This window comes from Novosphingobium sp. GW821-FHT09E05 (assembly GCF_059416165.1).
Map to the genome: position 1 here is coordinate 1,067,328 of NZ_JBWKOQ010000001.1, position 19,502 is coordinate 1,086,829.

Here is a 19,502-nt window from a genome sequence, read left to right on the forward strand (position 1 = left end):
CGGGGCGGCTTGCCCGCGCGAACGGCCGCCTCCCACCCATTGCCGCCGCGCTTCACACGCTGGCGCTGAAAACCTCCCGTCCTGCCACCGGCATCTCGGCCTTGTAGACCGTCCCCGTGCTCGACTCGGTGAAGAACAGCCACTTGTTGTCCAGCCCGCCGTACGCCGCGTTCGTGGTGTATCGACCCTCGGGCACGTTGATCCGCAACAGCGGCTCGCCCCGGTCGGAGAACAGCCATACCGCGCCGAAGCCGACATGGCAGACGACGAGGTTGTCGTTGGCGTCGATGGTCAGCCCGTCGGGACCCGAACCGCCGGACATCTGGATATAGGTCCCGACCTTGGAGATCACTTCGCCCCCCGGCTCGCCGCTGGCGTTCACCAGCGGGCAGCGCCACACCGCATTGGCGCGGGTGACGGCGAGGTAGAGCGCGGTCTCGGCCCTGTTGAGCACGAGGCCGTTGGGGCTGGGGATGTTGTCCAGCATCAGTTCGAGGCGCTTGCTTCCGGCGCGCACGCGGAACAGGCGGCCGTTGGGGTTGTGCCACCCGGACTGGCCCTGGTCGGTGAACCAGATGTCGCCGTTCTTCGCGATCGTCAGGTCGTTGCAGCCCAGGAACGGCTCGAGCAGGTAGCGTTCGAACCACGGCTCCGTCCTGCCCGTCGCGGGGTCGCAGATGACCATGCCCTTGTGGTGGTCGGCGACGAGCAGGCGGCCGTCGGCGAGGAACTTCATGCCGTTGGGCTGGCCGTCGTATTCGAAGCCGACCTCGCATGTGCCGTCCGGGCTGATCCTGAACAGGCGGCCCCAGGGAATGTCGGTGACCCACAGGTTGCCCGCCGCGTCGAACACCGGGCCTTCGAGGAAGACCGGGGCGGCGGCGCCGTGGAGCTGGACCTGCGCCCATTCGGTGGTCTCGCCGAAACGGCGGAAGTGATCGGGAATGCGGCAGAAGACCTCGGCCGTGACGGCGGGGGGCGCGGCGAACATCGCTCTCTCCTAGAAGTGATCGCCCGGACGGCTTACGCCCGGATCGGATACATGTTTATCCCGGTGATCCCTATTACGCCTTGACCGCGAGGCAAAGTGCTTTCACCAGAATGACCAGCACAGGTCGCCCGATGGTATACATAGCGCGGGCGCAGGAGGGGAAAAACGATGGGTTCGCGTGAACTCGTCTGCATAATAGATCCAATCCATCCGGCCGGAACGGAACGCATCGCCTCGGCGCATGACGTCATCGGTCCGGACGGGTGGCGCGATGATCCGCGGCTGGCCGGGACGAGCGTGATCGTGATCCGCACCAGTCCGCTGGGTCCCGATATCTTCGGGTCGATGCCCGGCCTCAAGGCCATCGTGAAGCACGGCGCGGGGGTGGACAACATCGCCATTCCCGCCGCCAGCGCGCAGGGCGTGATGGTCGCCAACACGCCGGGCGGCAACAACTCCACCGCCGTCGCCGAAGGAGCGGTGGCGATGATGCTGGGCCTGCTGCGCCGTACGCGCGACATGGACGCGCTGGTCCGCGAAAACCGCTGGGACGAGCGCTGGGGCATCCGCCTCGGCGACCTGACCGGCGCGAAAGTCGGCCTGATCGGTTTCGGCCGCATCGCGCGCTACGTGGCGAAGATCTGCGGCGCCGGCTTCGGGGCGGAGGTTGCCGCATACGATCCGATGCTGTCCGACGACGATGTCCGCGCCGCCGGGGTCGAACCGATGGACCTCGCCGGCATCCTCGGGCGCGATATCGTATCCATTCACACGCCCCTGACCGAGGGCACCCGCAACCTCATCGACACCGTCGAGCTGGGCATGATGAAACCGCACGCGATCCTCGTGAACTGCTCGCGCGGGGGCATCATCAACGAAGCCGCGCTGGCGGAGGCGCTGCGTGTCGGGCAGATCGCGGGCGCCGGGATCGACGTGTTCGACGCCGAGCCGCCCGCCGCCGACCATCCGCTTTTCGGCCTGCCCAACTGCCTGCTCTCGCCCCACGTCGCCGGTGTCACCGAGGCGGGGATGAAGGACATGGCGCTGAACGTGGCGGCCGTCATCGAAACCGTCAGCCGGGGCGAGGTCCCTGAAACGCTGCTCAACCCGGAGGCTCTCTCGTGACCGTGCCCGTCAAGTCCGTGATCTATGCGAAGATCAACCGCCCCGACCCCGCGCTGCTCGAACGGGCCGCGAAGTTCGGCATTGCCGACCTTCACGAGGGGCTCGGCGAGATCGCCGGGCGCATGTGCCTGATGAGCCCCGGCATGGTCCCGATCGCGCCAGGCCAGAAGGTCTGCGGCCCGGCGGTGACGGCGTGGAACTTCCCCGGTGACAACCTCGCCATCCATGCCGCGCTCTACACCGCCGAGGCGGGCGACGTGCTGGTGCTGACCAACGGCGGCGGCAGCCAGGGCGCGCTGTGGGGCGACGTCGCCTGCGGCTTCGCGAAGAAGAAGGGCCTCGCCGGCACCGTCGTCCATGGCGCCACGCGCGACGTCGATGCGATCCGTGAACTGGGCTATCCGGTATGGTCGACCGCCGTCTCGGTCGAGCATCCCAAGAAGCGCGGACCCGCGGCGGTCAACGTGCCGCTGGTGGTGGACAACGTGCTGGTCGAGCCGGGCGACGTCATCGTCGGCGATTCGGACGGGGTGCTGGTGATCCCGCGCGCGCTGCTTGAACTGGCCGTCACCAACGCCGAGGCGCGCGCGGCCAAGGAAGTCGAATTCCGCCGCCGCATCGCCGAGGGGGAAGTGCTGTTCGATATCCTCGGGATGCGCCAGCTGGTCGAGGATCTCGGCATCGAAATCAAGGACTGCACCTGGGAGGAGGACCGCTAAGGTCCATGCAGGGAGGCCGGGTCCGTCCGAAAGGGCGGGGCCGGCCTTTTTTTGTCGGGCGGGACTAAACGCAATATACTCGTCGTCCCCGCGCAGGCGGGGACCCCGCTTGTTCTTTCTGGCGAGGCGCAAGGAAGCGGGGCCCCCGCCTGCGCGGCGGCGACGGGGTTTTCATACCGTGGGCTGGCGGCTTGCGGTTGTCGTGAGCCTCACTTCCGGCTGAACCGCGCCAGCCGTTCGGCATGGTCGGGGGCGAAGCCGGGGTAGTTTTCGAACTCGTATGCAAGCCCCTGCGCCAGCGTCATCCCATCGGTGGCCGCGAGCAGCTTCTTGGTCTCCACGTTGGTGTGCCACGAATTGCCGAGCACCTGCGCCGCCAGCTGCGCCACGCGCGCGTCGAGTTCCCCGTCCTCCACCAGCACGTCGACCAGCCCCAGCGCCGCCGCCTCGGGTGCCTCGATGGCCTGCGCGGTGAACATCAGCCGCTTGGCCTGCGCCATGCCGATGCGGCGGGGCAGGCGCTGGGTCATGCCCCAGGCGCCGACGAGGCCCCACTTGCCGTGGGTGTCGGCGAACCGCGCCGAGCGCTCCGCCGCGATCAGGTCGGCAGCGAGCGCCAGTTCCAGTCCGCCGGTGAAGCACGCCCCGTGGATCGCCGCGATGACGGGCTGGGGCAGGGCGGCGAGGCGGGCGACGACGCCGGGCTTGAAGCGGTTGTCGGTGAAGCCCTGCCCGATGCCGCCGATGTCCGCGCCTGCGCAGAACGCCCGGCCGGCGCCGCGCAGCACCACGCAGCCGATGCGGTCCAGGTCGGCCGCCAGAGCGGCGCAGTGGGCGTCCAGTTCCTCGAACGTCGCGGTGTCGAGCGCGTTCAGCTTGCCGGGCCGGTTCAGCGTCAGCGTGCAGAGGCCGCCGCGGTCCTCGCGCAGAATTCGTGATGTCATCGGCCTCTCCCGGGGTGTCGCAAAAGGATAGCGCGGCGCGGCGGCGCGGCCAAACGCCCCGGCGGTTAGGGTGGGCAGCTAAATTCATGCGGCACTGCACAATGGCTCTTGCCGCATCGCAGCCCTGTGGTAGCCATGATGTTCAGGAGACGAGGAGAGGGGCGTAAAACCCGCTTCCTGACCCCGGTCCTGTCGATAACCGGCGCCGTCCGGGCGAGCCGACGAACGGTGCTCGTGGCGGCCTGACAAGGAGTGCTCCCGTGGCCAGCGAACCCGTGTCCGACACCAAGCCCGTCACTTCCTCCGACCTCGACAAGCACATCATGCGCGTGCTGCGCAACCGTGTCGGCAAGGACGAGCGCGCGGCGCGGCCGCACGACTGGTATCGCGCCGCGATCTACGCCCTGCGCGACGAGATCATCGACGCCTGGTTCGCCTCGACGCGGCGCACCTACGATGCCGAGGGCAAGCGGGTCTACTACCTCTCGATGGAGTTCCTGATCGGCCGCCTGCTGCGCGATGCCCTGTCGAACATGGGGCTGACGCGCGAGATGGAGCAGGCGCTGGCCGCCCACGGTCTCGACCTCGCCGAGCTGGAGGAAATGGAGCCCGACGCGGCGCTGGGCAACGGCGGCCTCGGCCGTCTCGCCGCCTGCTTCATGGAGAGCCTCGCCACGCTCGACATCCCGGCCTACGGCTACGGCATCCGCTACGTGAACGGCATGTTCCGCCAGCGGATCGAGGACGGCTGGCAGGTCGAACTGCCCGAGACCTGGCTGGCCCACGGCAATCCCTGGGAGTTCGAGCGGGTGGAGAGCACCTACCTCGTCGGCTTTGGCGGCGAAGTCGCGGCAGAGGGCGACGGCGTGGTCTGGAATCCCGCCGAGAAGGTCGAGGCGACGGCGGTCGACACCCCGGTGGTCGGCTACAAGGGCAAGCGCGTGAACACGCTGCGCCTGTGGACCGCGAACCCGATCGACCCGCTCAAGCTCGATGCCTTCAACGCCGGCGACCACCTCGGCGCGCTGTCCGAGCAGATGCGCGCGCAGAGCCTCGTGCGGGTGCTCTATCCCGCCGATTCCAGCCCCTCGGGCCAGGAACTGCGTCTGCGGCAGGAGTACTTCTTCACCGCCGCCTCGATCCAGGACATCGTGCGCCGCCACGTCCAGTACGCGGGCGATATCCGCACCCTGCCGGACAAGGCGGCGATCCAGCTGAACGACACGCACCCTTCGGTCGCCGTCGCCGAGCTGATGCGCCTGATGGTCGATGTCCACGGGCTCGAATTCAACGAGGCCTGGGAGGTGTGCAAGAAGACCATCTCCTACACCAACCACACGCTGCTGCCCGAGGCGCTGGAAACCTGGCCGCTGCCGCTGTTCGAGCGGCTGCTGCCGCGCCACATGCAGATCATCTACGCGATCAACAGCCGCGTCCTGCGCGAGGCGCGCAAGGCCGGGCTGACCGACGCGCAGATCGCCGCGATCTCGCTCATCGACGAGAGCGGCGAGCGGCGCGTGCGCATGGCGAACCTCGCGTTCGTGGGTGCGCACTCGATCAACGGCGTCGCCGCGCTGCATACTGAACTGATGAAGGAGACGGTCTTCGCCGATCTCCACGCGCTCTACCCGACGCGGATCAACAACAAGACCAACGGCGTCACCCCGCGCCGCTGGCTGCAGCAGTGCAATCCGGGGCTGACCAAGGTCATCAAGGACGCCATCGGCCCCGACTTCCTGGACGATGCGGCGAAGCTCACCGACCTCAACGCCATGGCGGGCGACGCCGCGCTGGGTGAGCGGATCGGCGAGGTCAAGCGCGCCAACAAGGTCGCGCTGTCGGACCATATCCGCAGGACCATGGGCATCCGTCTCGATCCCGATGCGCTGTTCGACGTCCAGATCAAGCGCATCCACGAATACAAGCGCCAGCTGCTCAACCTGATCGAGACGGTCGCGCTCTACGACCAAATCCGCAGCCATCCCGAGCGCGACTGGGTGCCGCGCGTGAAGATCTTCGGCGGCAAGGCGGCGCCGAGCTATCATAACGCCAAGCTCATCATCAAACTGGCGAACGACATCGCCCGGCGCGTCAATTCCGATCCCTCGGTCGGCGGGCTGCTCAAGGTGGTCTACGTGCCCAACTACAATGTCAGTTATGCCGAGCGGATCATCCCGGCCGCGGACCTGTCGGAACAGATCTCGACGGCGGGCATGGAAGCCTCGGGCACCGGCAACATGAAGTTCGCGCTCAACGGCGCGCTCACCATCGGCACGCTCGACGGCGCCAACGTCGAGATCAAGGAGCACGTCGGCGACGACAACATCGTCATCTTCGGGCTCACCGCGCAGGAAGTCACCGACAAGCGCGCCGCAGGATACAATCCGCGCGAGGTGATCGAGGGTTCGCGCGAACTCGCTCAGGCGCTGTCGGCGATCTCGTCCGGCGTGTTCTCGCCCGACGATCCGACGCGCTACGAGGGCCTCGTCAACGGCATCTACGACCACGACTGGTTCATGTGCGCGGCCGACTTCGACGCCTATGCCGCCGCCCAGCGCCAGGTCGATGCGCGCTGGGAAGACGTCGCGGGCTGGCGGGCCTCGGCGATACGGAACATTGCGAATGTCGGGTGGTTCTCCTCGGACCGGACTATCGGTGAGTACGCCAAGGAAATCTGGAAGGTCCTGTGAAGCCAACGGAAAGCGCCATCGAGTCCCTGCTGCAAGGAACGAACGCTGACCCGTTCTCGCTACTCGGCACCCATCCCGGCCCGGATGGCACGCACCTGCGCGCGCTGCTGCCGGGTGCCGATTGCGTCGAGGCGTTCAGTCTCGACGGGCACTGGCTGGGCAAGCTCGACAAGGTGGACGACCGGGGGCTGTTCGAAACCCGCCTGCGTATTCCGCCGCAGCCGATCCGCTACCGCTGCACCGCGGGCGGGCACGACTGGCTGGTCACCGATCCCTATACCTTCGGCCCTGTGCTCGGCCCGGTGGACGACCTGCTGATCGCGCAGGGCACCCATTTGCGCCTGTTCGACAAGCTCGGCGCCCACCTGATCGAGCACGAGGGCGCGGACGGCGTCCACTTCGCGGTCTGGGCGCCGAACGCCCGGCTGGTCAGCGTCGTGGGCGATTTCAACGACTGGGACCCGCGGCGCCACGTGATGCGCAGCCGGACCGACATCGGCGTCTGGGAAATCTTCATCCCCGACATCGGCGACTACCGCGCCTACAAGTACCACATCGTCGGCACCGACGGATCGGTGCAGCCGCTGAAAGCCGATCCCTTCGCCTTCATGGCCGAGATCCGCCCCTCGACCGCCTCGATGACCGCCATTCCGGCCAAGCTCGACTGGGGCGACGAGGCCCACCGCGCGCACTGGGCGGCGGTGGACGCGCGCAAGGTGCCGGTCTCGATCTACGAGGTCCACGCCGGCTCGTGGCAGCGCGACCGGTTCAACTGGTTCCTCAGCTGGGACGACCTTGCCGACCAGCTCATCCCCTACGTCGTCGAGATGGGCTTCACCCATATCGAGTTCATGCCGATCAGCGAGCACCCCTACGATCCTTCGTGGGGCTACCAGACCACCGGCCTCTACGCGCCGTCCTCGCGCTTCGGCGAGCCCGCCGGTTTCGCCCGCTTCGTCGACGGCGCCCACCGCGCCGGGATCGGCGTCCTGCTCGACTGGGTGCCCGCCCACTTCCCCAAGGACGAGCACGGCCTCGTCCGCTTCGACGGCACCGCGCTCTACGAGCACGAGGACCCCAAGCTCGGATTCCAGCCCGACTGGAACACGCTGATCTACAACTTCGGCCGCCGCGAGGTCACCAGCTTCCTCGTCAACAACGCGCTGTTCTGGGCCGAGCGCTACCACGTTGACGGCCTGCGCGTGGATGCGGTCGCCTCGATGCTCTACCGCGACTATTCGCGTAAGGCGGGCGAGTGGATTCCCAACCTGGAAGGCGGGCGCGAGAACTGGGAGGCGGTCGATTTCCTGCGCGCCACCAACCGCGCGGTCTACGCCCAGCACCCCGGCTTCATGACCATCGCCGAGGAATCGACCTCGTGGCCCGGCGTCACCCAGCCCGCCTACGAGGGCGACGGCAAGGCGAAGGAAACGGCGCTCGGCTTCGGCTTCAAGTGGAACATGGGCTTCATGCACGACACGCTGCGCTACATGGCGCGCGACGCGGTGCACCGACGCTACCACCATGACGACCTGACCTTCGGGCTGGTCTATGCCTTTTCCGAGAACTTCGTGCTGCCGCTCAGCCACGACGAGGTGGTCCACGGCAAGGGCTCGCTGCTCGGCAAGATGAGCGGCGACGACTGGCAGAAGTTCGCCAACCTGCGCGCCTACTACAGCTTCATGTGGGGCTATCCGGGCAAGAAGCTGCTGTTCATGGGCCAGGAATTCGCCCAGCGCCGCGAATGGAGCGAGGAACGCGCACTCGACTGGGACCTGCGCGACGCGCCCTCGCACGAAGGCATCCGCAACCTCGTCAAGGACCTGAACCGCCTCTACCGCTCCAAGCGCGCGCTTCACGCCGCCGACTGCGACCCGGACGGGTTCGAATGGCTCATCGTCGACGACGCCGAGAATTCGGTCTTCGCCTGGCTGCGCAAGGCGCCCGGCGTCAATCCGATCGCGGTGATCGCCAACATGACGCCGACGATGCGCACCAACTACCAGGTGCCGCTGCCGCTGGCGGGCAAGTGGAACGAGATCCTCAACAGCGATTCCGTCCACTACGGCGGCACCGGCAAGGGCAACCTGGGCCAGGTCAAGGCGGCGGACGGCAAGGCCACCGTCACGCTGCCGCCGCTGGCGACGATCATGCTCGAATACGCCGGCTGAGCACCGGCAAAGAACAACGGCAACGTCGCGGGGGCGACCATGGAGAGTGAGCGATGAGAACACCGTCTGGGCCGCTGGCGCGCGATGCCATGGCCTATGTGCTCGCCGGCGGGCGAGGCAGCCGCCTGCGCGAACTGACCGACAACCGCGCCAAGCCCGCGGTCTATTTCGGCGGCAAGGCGCGCATCATCGATTTCGCGCTGTCGAACGCGATCAACTCGGGCATCCGCCGCATCGGCGTCGCCACCCAGTACAAGGCGCATAGCCTGATCCGGCACATGCAGCGCGCGTGGAACTTCATGCGCCCTGAACGCAACGAGAGCTTCGACATCCTCCCCGCCAGCCAGCGCATTTCCGAGCTGCTCTGGTACGAGGGCACCGCCGACGCGGTGTACCAGAACATCGACATCATCCAGCCGCACGATCCCAAGTACATGGTCATCCTCGCGGGCGACCACGTCTACAAGATGGACTACGAGCTGATGCTGCGCCAGCATGTCGACTCGGGCGCCGACGTCACCGTGGGCTGCCTCGTCGTGCCGCGCATGGAGGCGGTGGCCTTCGGCGTCATGCACGTCGACGACAAGGACCGCATCACCGCCTTCGTCGAGAAGCCGGCCGACCCTCCGGGAATTCCGGGACAGGAGGACATGGCGCTCGCCTCGATGGGCATCTACGTCTTCAACACCGATTTCCTGTTCGACCAGCTGCGCCGCGATGCCGCCGACCCCGACAGCAAGCGCGATTTCGGCGGCGACATCATCCCCTATATCGTCAAGCACGGCACCGCTCAGGCCCACCGCTTCACCGACAGCTGCATCCGCGCCGCCGAGGAAATCGGCGAATACTGGCGCGATGCGGGCACGCTGGATGCCTATTTCGACGCCAACCTCGACCTGACCGACACCGTGCCGCAACTCGACATGTATGACCGCGAATGGCCGATCTGGTCCGACGCCGTCGTCGCCGCCCCGGCCAAGTTCGTCCACGACGAGGACGGGCGGCGGGGCCATGCGATCTCCTCGCTGATCTCGAACGACTGCATCGTCTCGGGCGCGCTGGCAAAGCGCTCGCTGCTGATGACCGGCGTCAAGATGGGCAGCTTCTCGTGCGTCGAAGAGGGCGTGATCCTGCCCTATTCGAACATCGGCCGCAGCGCGCGGCTGCGGCGCGTCATCATCGATTCCGGCGTGCGCATCCCCGAGGGCCTCGTGGTCGGCGAAGACCCGGAACTCGATGCCCGCCGCTTCCGCCGCACCGACAACGGCGTCTGCCTCATCACCAAGCCGATGATCGACCGGCTGGAGCTGTGATGCTGCAGGGCGGGTTCGGGCACCAGCGCGTCACGTTCAGCTGGTGCCCGAACCCGCCCTGCCACCCAAGATTAGTCGTCCCCGCGAAGGCGGGGACCCCGCTGGTTCTTTCGACGTCGGAAGGAAGCGGGGCCCCCGCATTCGCGAGGGCGACGAGGGTGCTTGATCTGCCCTCTTGCGAGTCTATTCCAGCACGATGACCCTCAAAGTTCTTTCCGTAGCCTCCGAAGCCGTGCCACTCGTCAAGACCGGGGGCCTCGCTGACGTCGTCGGCGCGCTGCCCGGCGCGCTTGCCCCGCACGGGGTGGAGACAACAACGCTACTGCCCGGCTACCCTGCCGTGCTCGCCGCATTGGGGCGACCGCGCGCGGTCCACGCCTGGGACTCGCTGGTTGGCACCCCGGCGCGCCTCCTGTCCGGCACGCTCGACGGTCATCACCCGCTGCTGGTGCTCGACGCGCCAGCGCTCTACGCCCGCGAAGGCGCGCCCTATACCGATTCCGCCGGCCGCGACTGGGGCGACAACTGGCAGCGCTTCGCGGCGTTGGGCCGCGCCGCCGCCGACCTCGCGGGCGGCGCCATGGTCAGGCGCGGCAAGCCGCAAGCCTTCGACCTCGTCCATGCGCACGACTGGCAGGCGGCGATGACCCCCGCCTACCTGCGCTTTGCCCCTTACGGCGAAGGCGGGCGCAGGCCTTCCGTCGTGACCATCCATAACATGGCGTTCCAGGGCTGGTCGGGTGCCGAAGTGTTCCCCCGGCTCGGCCTCCCGCCCGAAGCCTTCGCGATCGACGGCGTCGAGTACCATGGCGGCGTCGGCATGCTGAAGGCCGGTCTCGCCTGCGCCGACGCGGTGACCACGGTCAGCCCGACCTACGCGCGCGAAATTCGCTCGGCCGCCTTCGGCATGGGCCTCGAAGGGCTGATCGTCGCGCGCGGCGATGCGGTCCACGGGATCCTCAACGGCATCGACGCGCAAGTGTGGGATCCGTCCGCTGATGCGGCGCTAACCGCACGCTATGGACACCGCAACCTCGAGCGGCGCCGGACGAACAAGCGCGCGCTGGAGGCCGAGTTCGGCCTCGATCCTGACGATGCACCGCTGTTCATCGTCGTCACCCGCCTCACCTGGCAGAAGGGCATGGACGTCCTGCTCGAGGTCATCGACCACCTCGTCGGCATCGGCGGCAAGCTGGCGCTGCTGGGCTCGGGCGACGCCGCGATCGAACGCGCCTTGCTCGAGGCCGCCGGCCGCCATCCCGGCCGCATCGGCATCCGCATCGGCTACGACGAGGGCCTGTCGCACCGCATGCAGGGTGGGGGAGACGCGATCCTCATCCCCTCGCGCTTCGAACCCTGCGGCCTGACCCAGCTCTACGGCCTCGCCTATGGCTGCCTGCCGGTCGTCGCGCGCACCGGAGGCCTCGCCGACACGGTGATCGACGCCAACCCCGCCGCGCTCGCCGCCGGCTGCGCCACCGGCGTCCAGTTCGACGGCGTCGACTACGACACCCTTGCCGCCGCGCTCACCCGCACGGTCGCGCTGTACCGCCAGGGCGACGTCTGGGAGCGGCTGCAGAAGAATGCGATGAAGTGCGACTTCTCGTGGAAGGCCAGTGGCAAGGCCTACGCGGACCTCTACGCCGCGCTGACCGCATGACCCCGCTCGGTGCGCGCGTCGAGGGCGGCACGACCCGCTTCGCTGTGCGCTCACCCCGCGCCGACATGGTCTGGCTCTGCCTGTTCGACGGCGGGACCGAAACCCGTCATGCGATGGAGCGTGACGGTCCCGACTGGACGCTCCACCTGCCCGGCGATCGCGCCGGCGCCCTTTACGGCTACCGCGCCGCCGGCGAATGGGCCCCCGATCGCGGGCTGTGGTTCGACCTAGCCAAGCTTCTCGTCGATCCCCATGCCCTCGAACTCGACCGCCGCTTCGTCCAGGACCCGCGCCTCGCCGTATTCGGCGAGGACACCGCCGACCTCGTTCCGCGCGGGGTCGTGACCGCACCGTCCGCACCTGTCCCGCCCGAGCCGCCCCGTTTCGCGCGGGGCGGCCTCGTCTACGAACTCAACGTGCGCGGCTTTACCATGCTGCACCCCGATGTTCCCGAGCCGTTGCGCGGTACCGTGGCGGCGCTCGCGCACCCCGCGATCGTCGCGCATCTCAAAAAACTGTCCGTCACCGCCGTCGAACTCATGCCCGTGGTGGCCTGGATCGACGAGCGCCACCTGCCCCCGCTCGGCCTTGTCAACGCCTGGGGCTACAACCCGGTGGCGATGATGGCACTGGACCCCGGCCTGTGCCCCGGCGGCGTGGCCGAACTGCGCACCACCGTCGCCGCGCTCCATGCCGAGGGCATCGGCGTGCTGCTCGATCTCGTCTTCAACCATACCGGCGAAAGCGACACGGCCGGCGGCGTACTGTCGCTGCGCGGTCTCGACGACGCGGCCTATTCGCGCGCGCCCGGCGGCCAGCTCATCAACGACACCGGCTGCGGCAACACGCTCGATTTCGCCAGTCCCGCCGTCCGCCGCCTCGCGCTGGATACCCTGCGCCACTTCGTAGGGCAGTGCGGTGTCGACGGCTTTCGCTTCGACCTCGCGCCGATCATGGCGCGCGAGCCCGGCTTCGATCCCGCCGCGCCGATCTTCGCCGAGATCGCCGCCGACCCGCTGCTCGCCGATCGCATATTGATCGCGGAGCCCTGGGATGTCGGACCGGGGGGCTACCAACTGGGCAAGTTTCCCTCCAACTGGCTGGAATGGAACGACCGCTTCCGGGATGACGTGCGCCGCTTCTGGAAAGGCGAGGGCGGCATCGGTGCTCTGGCGACGCGCATGGCCGGTTCGTCGGACGTCTTCGGCGCGCCGCAGCCGGATTTCGGCTGCCGATCGGTCAACTTCCTTGCGGCGCATGACGGGCTCACGCTGGCGGACACCGTATCCTACGAGCAGCGTCACAACTGGGCCAACGGCGAGCAGAACCGCGACGGCCACGGCGAGAACTTCAGTTGGAACAACGGTGTCGAAGGACCGAGCGATGATGCCTCGATACAGGTCGCGCGCCGATCGGACCTGCTGGCGCTGCTGGGCACCCTTTTCGCGTCGAGCGGCACGATCATGCTCACCGCAGGCGATGAATTCGGCCGCAGCCAACAAGGCAACAACAATGCCTATTGCCAGGACAATCCGATCGGCTGGGTCGACTGGACCGGCCGCGACATCGTCCTGGAAGACCATGTCGCAGCCCTGTCGGCCAGGCGGGCAGCGCATCTCGACCTCTTCAGCCGCTTCCCCGAGCCGGTACGCTGGCTGACGCGAGGCGGCGCCGAGATGTCGGTGGACGATTGGGATCGGCCCGGTGAAGACTGGCTCCGCTGCACATCGGTAGATGAGACGCAAGCGTTCGCCTGGACCATAGATCGGCAGGCCCGTCTGGCGAAATTGGGCGAGTGACGAGGGGGGCGTAGCTGGATTCTCGCCCGGCTTTCCTGAATGCGGCGAATGCGCTCAACGATGAACGCCATGCGCAACCTGGCGTGTACGGCCAGGATCAGCACGCAGGCGGCGGGCGCGAGCTGCTACAAATGCCGCAGTTCGGCAGCGACCTGAACGTTCTTCACAATGGATGCGGCGGCATTGATCTCAATAGACTCCGCGCGAGGCGAGTACCGCAGGGACCGTACGCAGGCAGATGCCCAGGTCGTAGATCGCGGACTTGCGGCGGGCATAGAGCGCATCCAGCCTTACCCGCGCCTCGTAGGACACCTCGTTGCGGCCGCTGACCTGCCAGAGTCCCGTCAACCCGGGGCGTACCGAACAGTAGGCATCGAAACGCGCGCCATAGCGGCGGATTTCGGCCTCGATGATGGGACGCGGCCCTACCACGCTCATGTGTCCGGCAAGGATGTTGAACAGTTGGGGCAGTTCGTCGAGGCTGCTTTTGCGCAGGATCGCGCCGATCGGGGTGATACGCGGATCGATGCGGAGCTTCTGGTCACGATCCCATTCGAGCCGCGCTTCTGGCGATGCCGCGAGGAGTTTGTCGAGTACCTCCTGCGAATTGACGACCATGGTGCGGAACTTGAGGCAGGGAAACAGCGCTCCGTCACGACCCACGCGGCGCTGCACGAACAGGACGGGGCCCGGCGCGGACAGCTTTATGGCAAGCGCCGAGAGGATCAGGAAAGGCAGGAACACCAGGATCGCGACACAGGCGACGGCGATGTCCAGGATGCGCCCTCTGAGCAGAGTGGATTCCTCTATCCGCGGACTTGCGCTGGCGGCTGGCAAGCTGATGGCGCCGGATCGCGCATCCTTTGGTTCAGCGCCGTGGCCTGCGAAGTTTTGGTAAACGGTGAAGGGTGCCGGGTCTGGCTTCCGTACCGTTGCGGTATAATGAGTCGAAAGTGCCGCCATCGATCCATCCATATGTTAAGTAACGGAAATTCCGACCGCTAACGGCCATCCCCGAATGGTTACGGCATGGTAATATAAGTTAAGGGTTGGTCAATAAGGGCTTGCTGCATCGCGGAATCAATATTCCGTCCAGTTCGAAGCAAGTGGAATAGTCAATCATTGTTGATTTTTAAAATAAGATGCAAAATCACGGATAAATTGAGAATATTATAATCCATAATGGATGCTGCATTCTCAAATAACTTCATATCGGATTTTTTGTTCGCGTAAGCGGACATTTCCTGATCCGATTCCGAGCATGTTTGCTAGGCGATTACAGCATGGCCACGCGTCGCAGATCGAGTGCACGTCGCCCGGCGTGGTCGACGGTGGCGGTGCGAGATGCAGCATGGCGCCTGCGTCAGCCTTCTCGGAAAGCGCGGGCGAGCTGGTCCGAAAGCGGCTTGAGGATGTAGCTCAACATCGTCCGTCGTCCGGTCTGGATGAAGGTCTCCGCCGGCATGCCGGGTCGCAGGCGTAAGTCACCCAACCTTGCGACTTCCCCTTTGTCCAATGTTACCGTCACGCGGTAGAAAGCGCTGTGATTGGCTTTGTCGTCGGTGCGGTCGGCGGAGACGTGCGTGACCGTGCCTGTAAGCTCGGGGGTGGTGCGTGTGGAAAAGGCACTGAACCGCACCGTCGCTTTCTGGCCGGCGCGGACCTGGTCGACGTCCACCGGAGAGATGGTTGCCTCGACGATCATGTCGTCGTCGTCGGGCACGAGTTCGAGGATGGTCTGGCCCGGGGGCACGACGCCGCCCACTGTTCGATAAGCAAGCTTGTCGATCACGCCGGCTTGAGGAGCGCGGATTACGGCGCGATCGAAGCTGTCGTCGGCAGCGACCTGGGCCCGGCGCAATTCACTGATCCTTGCGAGCACGTCCATCAGTTCACCGGCGGCGGAACTGCGCGCTTCCGCTTCGATCGAGCCCATCTGCAACCGCAGTTCGCCGATGCGCGCGGTGCCTGAGACCGCACTTTCGCGTGCACTGCGTGCCTCGGCCGTCAGGCCGGAGGCCGAGCGCTCCAGGGCGTTCAGGCGGTCGAGCGTCGTGTAGCGCTTTTCGTATAGCCTGCGGGTTGCATCCAGTTCGCCGGTTATCAGGGTGGCTTGATCAGAGTAACTCTGCGCCTTGGTGCGCGAACTGGCGACATCGGCCTGCGTCTGGCTGACGCGCTGGCCGAGCTGTGCGACCATCGACCGGCGCGCATCCCGGCGCAGCGCGAAGGTCTTGCGTTCCTGTTCCAGGAGTGCGGCGATGTTGGGATCGGCGGCTCGCCGCGACAGTTCGGGAGGGAAGGCAATTCCTCCCGCCCGGTCCCGCTCCGCCGTCAGGCGGGCCGCCCGGGCCAGCAGCTGATCGACGTTCTCGCCCGTATAGTTGGCCGCCGCACCGGTGACCTTGGAATCGAGGCGCAGCAGCGCCTGTCCCTTGCTCACATGATCGCCATCGCGGACCATTATGTCCGCGACGACCCCGCCGGACGGATGCCCGATCTCTTTCACGTAAGTCGATACGGTGACTTCTCCCGGTGCGATAACGGCGCCCGTCATCGGCAGGAAGGCCGCCATGCCGCCCAGTCCGAAGACAAGCGCTCCGCTCAGGATGAGCCCCGCGCGCACCTCCCTGCGCAAGCTGCGTTCGGGTTCGTAGGGAGGGCCTGCGGGCGAGGCCTGCAGGGCACCGGATGGAATGGCGATCTGGCTGGACACGGGGCGTTACTCGACTGGCGTGGAAGGAGGGGATGCCGGCGCGGCGTTGAAGTTGATGCGCCTGAGCATCTCGGCCCGCTCGCCCATCTGCATGACCTGGCCGTCAGCCATGATCATGATGCGGTCGACATGCGCGAAGACGGTCGGGCGGTGGCCGACGATGACGACGATCGCCCCGCGCTCCTTGGCCGCGCGAACGGCCGAGACGAGGGCATCCTCGCCGGCGGCGTCCAGGTTGGAATTGGGTTCGTCGAGCACGATGAGGAAAGGGTCGCCATACAGCGCGCGGGCCAGCGCAATCCGCTGTTTCTGCCCGGCCGAAAGTCCACCGCCGCCGGGCCCGCCCAGAATATAGTCGTACCCCCCGGGAAGTGCGACGATCATGTCGTGGACATCGGCGGCCCGGGCGGCAGCGATGATCGCATCAGCGTGGGCATGCGGGTCGAAGCGAGCGATGTTCTGGGCGATCGTTCCGTCGAAAAGTTCGATCGCCTGAGGCACGTAACCGATGTCGCGACCAAGTTGCACCGGGTCCCACTGTTCAAGCGACGCGCCGTCCAGCCGCACCGCACCGCGGAGCAACGGCCATGCGCCGGTGATCGCGCGCATCAACGTGGACTTGCCCGATCCGCTATGGCCGATGACGGCAAGGGCTTCGCCTGCTGCGAGCTGCAGCGATACGTTCGCCACCGTTACTTTCTGACGGCCGGGTGGCCCGCAGACCGCGCCCTGCACGTCGAGGCTGGCGCTGGGGCGGGGGAGCGGCATCGGCGCTTCCCGTAGCGGAACGCGCTCGAGCAGGGCGCCAAGACGCCGCCATGCCTGGCTGGCTTCGGTCATCGGCTTCCATTGCCCGATGGTCTGTTCCACCGGCATCAGGGCGCGCGCGCTCAGGATCGAGCCGGCGATGATGACGCCGCCCGTTGCGCGCCCGTCGATCACCAGGAAAGCGCCGAGGGCGAGCACGAACGATTGCAGGAACAGCCGGAAGGCCTTGCCGATCACTTGCGTGCGCCCTGACACATCCGCGAGTTCGTCGTGCGCGGAGATCAGGTTGAGACTAACGGCGTCCCAGCTTGCGCGTCTGCGACCGCCCATGCCCAGCACACGCAGCACCTCGCCATTGCGCCGGACATCCTCGGCCATGCTGAAGCGCGCGGCAGCCACTGCAGCGGCCTGCAATGCAGGCGTCCGGGTGCGCCGGTCTCCCAGGACCATCAGCGCGACCATGATGAGGACTCCCGCCATCGTCGCCAGCCCGAGGACCCAGTGGAACAGCGTCAGGATCAGCAGGAACATGATCACATAGGGAAGGTCGAGCAACGCCAGCGGACCCGGGCCGGTGATGTAGCCGCGGACGAGATCGAGATCGCGCACGGGCGCCGCACCGGACGGCAGCGGCCCCACTTCCTGTTCATATCGGCTGATGACGTCATAAAGACGATCGCACAGCCGCCGGTCGGCCTTCGCCCCGCTATGCAGCATTACGCGCGAGCGGATCACGTCGATCGCGCCTTGGAAGACGTAGGCTACGGTCACCATCAGCAGGAGCCCGGCCAGCGTCGCACCACTGCGGCTGGCAAGCACGTCGTCGTATACCAGCAGCATGAAGAACGAGCCCGCTAGCAACAGCACATTGAAAACGGCGCTGAACACCATGATCGGCCAAAGCACCGGCAGCACAGCCTGCAACATGCCCCGCACGCCAGCGAACAGGTTTTCTCGGGCGGAATGCATCTAGCGTCCTTTGCTTGGGCTGGGTAGCATGGCAGCCGGGTGGGGCATTCATTGGTCCGCTGGTTCGGGGGGCATGTCGTGCCCGGGTTCGGCGTCGCTTTCGACCTGGATCGGCGACGGCCTGAAGCTGCTGTCCAGCGCGATCGAATCGATCGCCTCGACGAGCGGCCCGGTCGGCAGGCCGGCATAGGGAAGCGGACTGTAGGTGTCGGGATCGAACGGCGGCGTACCGGGCGCGAAGCTTTCCACCCGCAACTGTCCCATGGTGCCGAGGAGCAGGGCATGCTGGACGTAGAGCTGGGCTTCGGCCTGCGCCTGCGCCTGGCGGGAATTGAGCAGGTCGCGCGCGGTATCCAGCACGTCGAGCGAGGTCATCTGGCCGGCAAGCTGCTGCTGGCGCGCGCCGTCGAGAGCGGTCTGTGCAGAGGCGACCGCGCGGGCGTAGGCCGGCAGGGCGCGCCGGGCCGCAGCCAGTTGGTCCCAGTAGCTGGCTATATCCTCGCGCACGTCGCGCGATGTCTGTTCGAGCTGTTGGCTAGCCGCGTCCGCGAGTTGGGATGCCTCGCGGATGCGTGCGGACAGTAGTCCGGCGGAATAGAGCGGCACGGTCAGTCCGACCTGCACCTGGGCGGCCAGTTCGCGTGGATCGTCACTCTCGATCGTCAGGGCCGAGCGGGAGAGACTTCCCTGTATGCCGACATAAGGGCGTGCATTGCCGCGGGCCTGCGCGATACGGCCCTGCGCCGCGGCGAGGTCGAACCGGGCAGCTTCCAGCACGGGATTGGAGGCCGCGCCCATGGCCTGCGCTTCTTCGACGGTGCGCGGCAGCGGGGGGAGTTGAGGGAGCGGCGCCAGCGCATCGGGGTAATGCCCCAGCAGGTTGCGGTAGGTGTTGCGGCTGGCGAGACGGTTGCCCTGCGCCGTTTCCAGCTGCGCCTGGCCGCTGAAGATGCGATTGCGCGTCTGCTGCAGGTCTGTTTCGGTAGCATATCGCGCTGAATAGCGAGCGTTGATCTGGTCCAGCTGCTCGGTCAGCTGCGAGAGATTCTCGCGTGCTATTTCGACGAGCTTTTCGTCGCGCAGCACAGCGGCATAAGCGATGATGACGTTAGCCATCAGGTTTTGCTCGCTGGATCGCATGTCCGCGACAGATGCACCGTAACCGGCTCCGGCGATCCCGCGCTGCGCGCTGAGGCGGCCAAACGCGAACAGCGGTTGGTCGATGGATAACGACAACTGCGGGGTGAAGCCATCCTGCCGAAGCGCGGTGGCGCCGTTCTGGGTGACGCGGCGCCACGCATAGAGATAGCTTGCCTGGGCGGTCAGCGTGGGGCCGAACTGCGCCTTGGCCTGGCGAACCCGTTCCTCGGCGGCGCGCGTGGAGGCACGGCTTCCCTCGACGGCCGGGTTGTGCCGGTAAGCCGTCGCCATCGCCTCGCCCAGGGTCTCGGCGCCGACGGGCGTATTGCCGGCGGTCGTCAGCAAGAGCATCATCCAGCCGAACCGGTGCCACGAATTCGGGAGCATATGGGGCAGGAGCAGGTGGGAATGTTTCATCGTTCTGCGCCCTTCGTGAACCGATATGGCGAGCGTCTTTCGAGGCTTCCCGGCGGTTGCATCGGGTTGCCTGCAGGCCC

Annotated in this window: 13 protein-coding genes; 7 read left to right on the plus strand and 6 right to left on the minus strand. The window is 66.9% G+C overall.

Annotation, left to right across the window (positions count from 1 at the left end; all coding sequences use genetic code 11):
- Positions 1–52 precede the first annotated feature (52 nt).
- On the minus strand, positions 53–991 hold the full coding sequence (locus AC07M9_RS04910) for an SMP-30/gluconolactonase/LRE family protein (RefSeq protein ID WP_494881800.1): 939 nt from the start codon (positions 989–991) through the stop codon (positions 53–55).
- A 168-nt stretch (positions 992–1,159) separates the two neighbouring features.
- Between AC07M9_RS04910 and AC07M9_RS04915 the strand changes: the two genes are divergently transcribed.
- Positions 1,160–2,116 (plus strand): hydroxyacid dehydrogenase, encoded by a 957-nt coding sequence (locus AC07M9_RS04915; protein WP_494881802.1) that lies wholly within the window; start codon positions 1,160–1,162, stop codon positions 2,114–2,116.
- A complete protein-coding gene (locus tag AC07M9_RS04920; protein ID WP_494881803.1) occupies positions 2,113–2,835 on the plus strand; it encodes a 4-carboxy-4-hydroxy-2-oxoadipate aldolase/oxaloacetate decarboxylase in 723 nt (240 codons plus the stop codon). The genes AC07M9_RS04915 and AC07M9_RS04920 overlap by 4 nt, the downstream gene beginning before the upstream one ends.
- 209 nt (positions 2,836–3,044) lie before the next feature.
- On the opposite strand, the gene AC07M9_RS04925 is transcribed toward AC07M9_RS04920, so the two are convergent.
- The gene (locus AC07M9_RS04925) at positions 3,045–3,779 is read right to left on the minus strand and encodes an enoyl-CoA hydratase/isomerase family protein (protein WP_494881804.1); all 735 of its coding nucleotides are present in this window, start codon (positions 3,777–3,779) and stop codon (positions 3,045–3,047) included.
- Positions 3,780–4,039: 260 nt separating this feature from the next.
- On the opposite strand from AC07M9_RS04925, the gene AC07M9_RS04930 reads away from it, so the two are divergent.
- The 5 genes from AC07M9_RS04930 (at position 4,040) to glgX (ending at position 13,412) form a co-directional block, all read left to right on the plus strand.
- Positions 4,040–6,469: a glycogen/starch/alpha-glucan phosphorylase gene (locus AC07M9_RS04930; protein WP_494881806.1), complete on the plus strand. Its 2,430-nt coding sequence runs from the start codon at positions 4,040–4,042 to the stop codon at positions 6,467–6,469.
- The gene (gene glgB / locus AC07M9_RS04935; protein WP_494881807.1) at positions 6,466–8,640 is read left to right on the plus strand and encodes a 1,4-alpha-glucan branching protein GlgB; all 2,175 of its coding nucleotides are present in this window, start codon (positions 6,466–6,468) and stop codon (positions 8,638–8,640) included. The genes AC07M9_RS04930 and glgB overlap by 4 nt, the downstream gene beginning before the upstream one ends.
- A gap of 53 nt (positions 8,641–8,693) precedes the next feature.
- Positions 8,694–9,953: a glucose-1-phosphate adenylyltransferase gene (gene glgC / locus AC07M9_RS04940; protein WP_494881808.1), complete on the plus strand. Its 1,260-nt coding sequence runs from the start codon at positions 8,694–8,696 to the stop codon at positions 9,951–9,953.
- Between the two features lie 196 nt (positions 9,954–10,149).
- The gene (gene glgA, locus AC07M9_RS04945) at positions 10,150–11,613 is read left to right on the plus strand and encodes a glycogen synthase GlgA (RefSeq protein WP_494881810.1); all 1,464 of its coding nucleotides are present in this window, start codon (positions 10,150–10,152) and stop codon (positions 11,611–11,613) included.
- On the plus strand, positions 11,610–13,412 hold the full coding sequence (gene glgX / locus AC07M9_RS04950) for a glycogen debranching protein GlgX (protein WP_494883888.1): 1,803 nt from the start codon (positions 11,610–11,612) through the stop codon (positions 13,410–13,412). The genes glgA and glgX overlap by 4 nt, the downstream gene beginning before the upstream one ends.
- A 189-nt stretch (positions 13,413–13,601) precedes the next feature.
- Here the strand turns inward: glgX and AC07M9_RS04955 are convergent, their stop codons facing one another.
- The 4 genes from AC07M9_RS04955 to AC07M9_RS04970 all read right to left on the minus strand — a co-directional run bounded on the left by AC07M9_RS04955 (position 13,602) and on the right by AC07M9_RS04970 (position 19,422).
- The gene (locus AC07M9_RS04955; protein WP_494881812.1) at positions 13,602–14,375 is read right to left on the minus strand and encodes a sugar transferase; all 774 of its coding nucleotides are present in this window, start codon (positions 14,373–14,375) and stop codon (positions 13,602–13,604) included.
- A 400-nt stretch (positions 14,376–14,775) separates the two neighbouring features.
- Positions 14,776–16,128 carry an HlyD family type I secretion periplasmic adaptor subunit gene (locus AC07M9_RS04960; protein WP_494881814.1) on the minus strand — a complete coding sequence of 451 codons (1,353 nt, stop codon included), beginning with the start codon at positions 16,126–16,128 and terminating at the stop codon, positions 14,776–14,778.
- 6 nt (positions 16,129–16,134) lie between these two features.
- Entirely contained in the window at positions 16,135–17,865 is a 1,731-nt protein-coding gene (locus AC07M9_RS04965; RefSeq protein WP_494881816.1) for a type I secretion system permease/ATPase, read from the minus strand.
- Between the two features lie 48 nt (positions 17,866–17,913).
- Positions 17,914–19,422 carry a TolC family outer membrane protein gene (locus AC07M9_RS04970; RefSeq protein ID WP_494881818.1) on the minus strand — a complete coding sequence of 503 codons (1,509 nt, stop codon included), beginning with the start codon at positions 19,420–19,422 and terminating at the stop codon, positions 17,914–17,916.
- Positions 19,423–19,502: the final 80 nt, after the last annotated feature.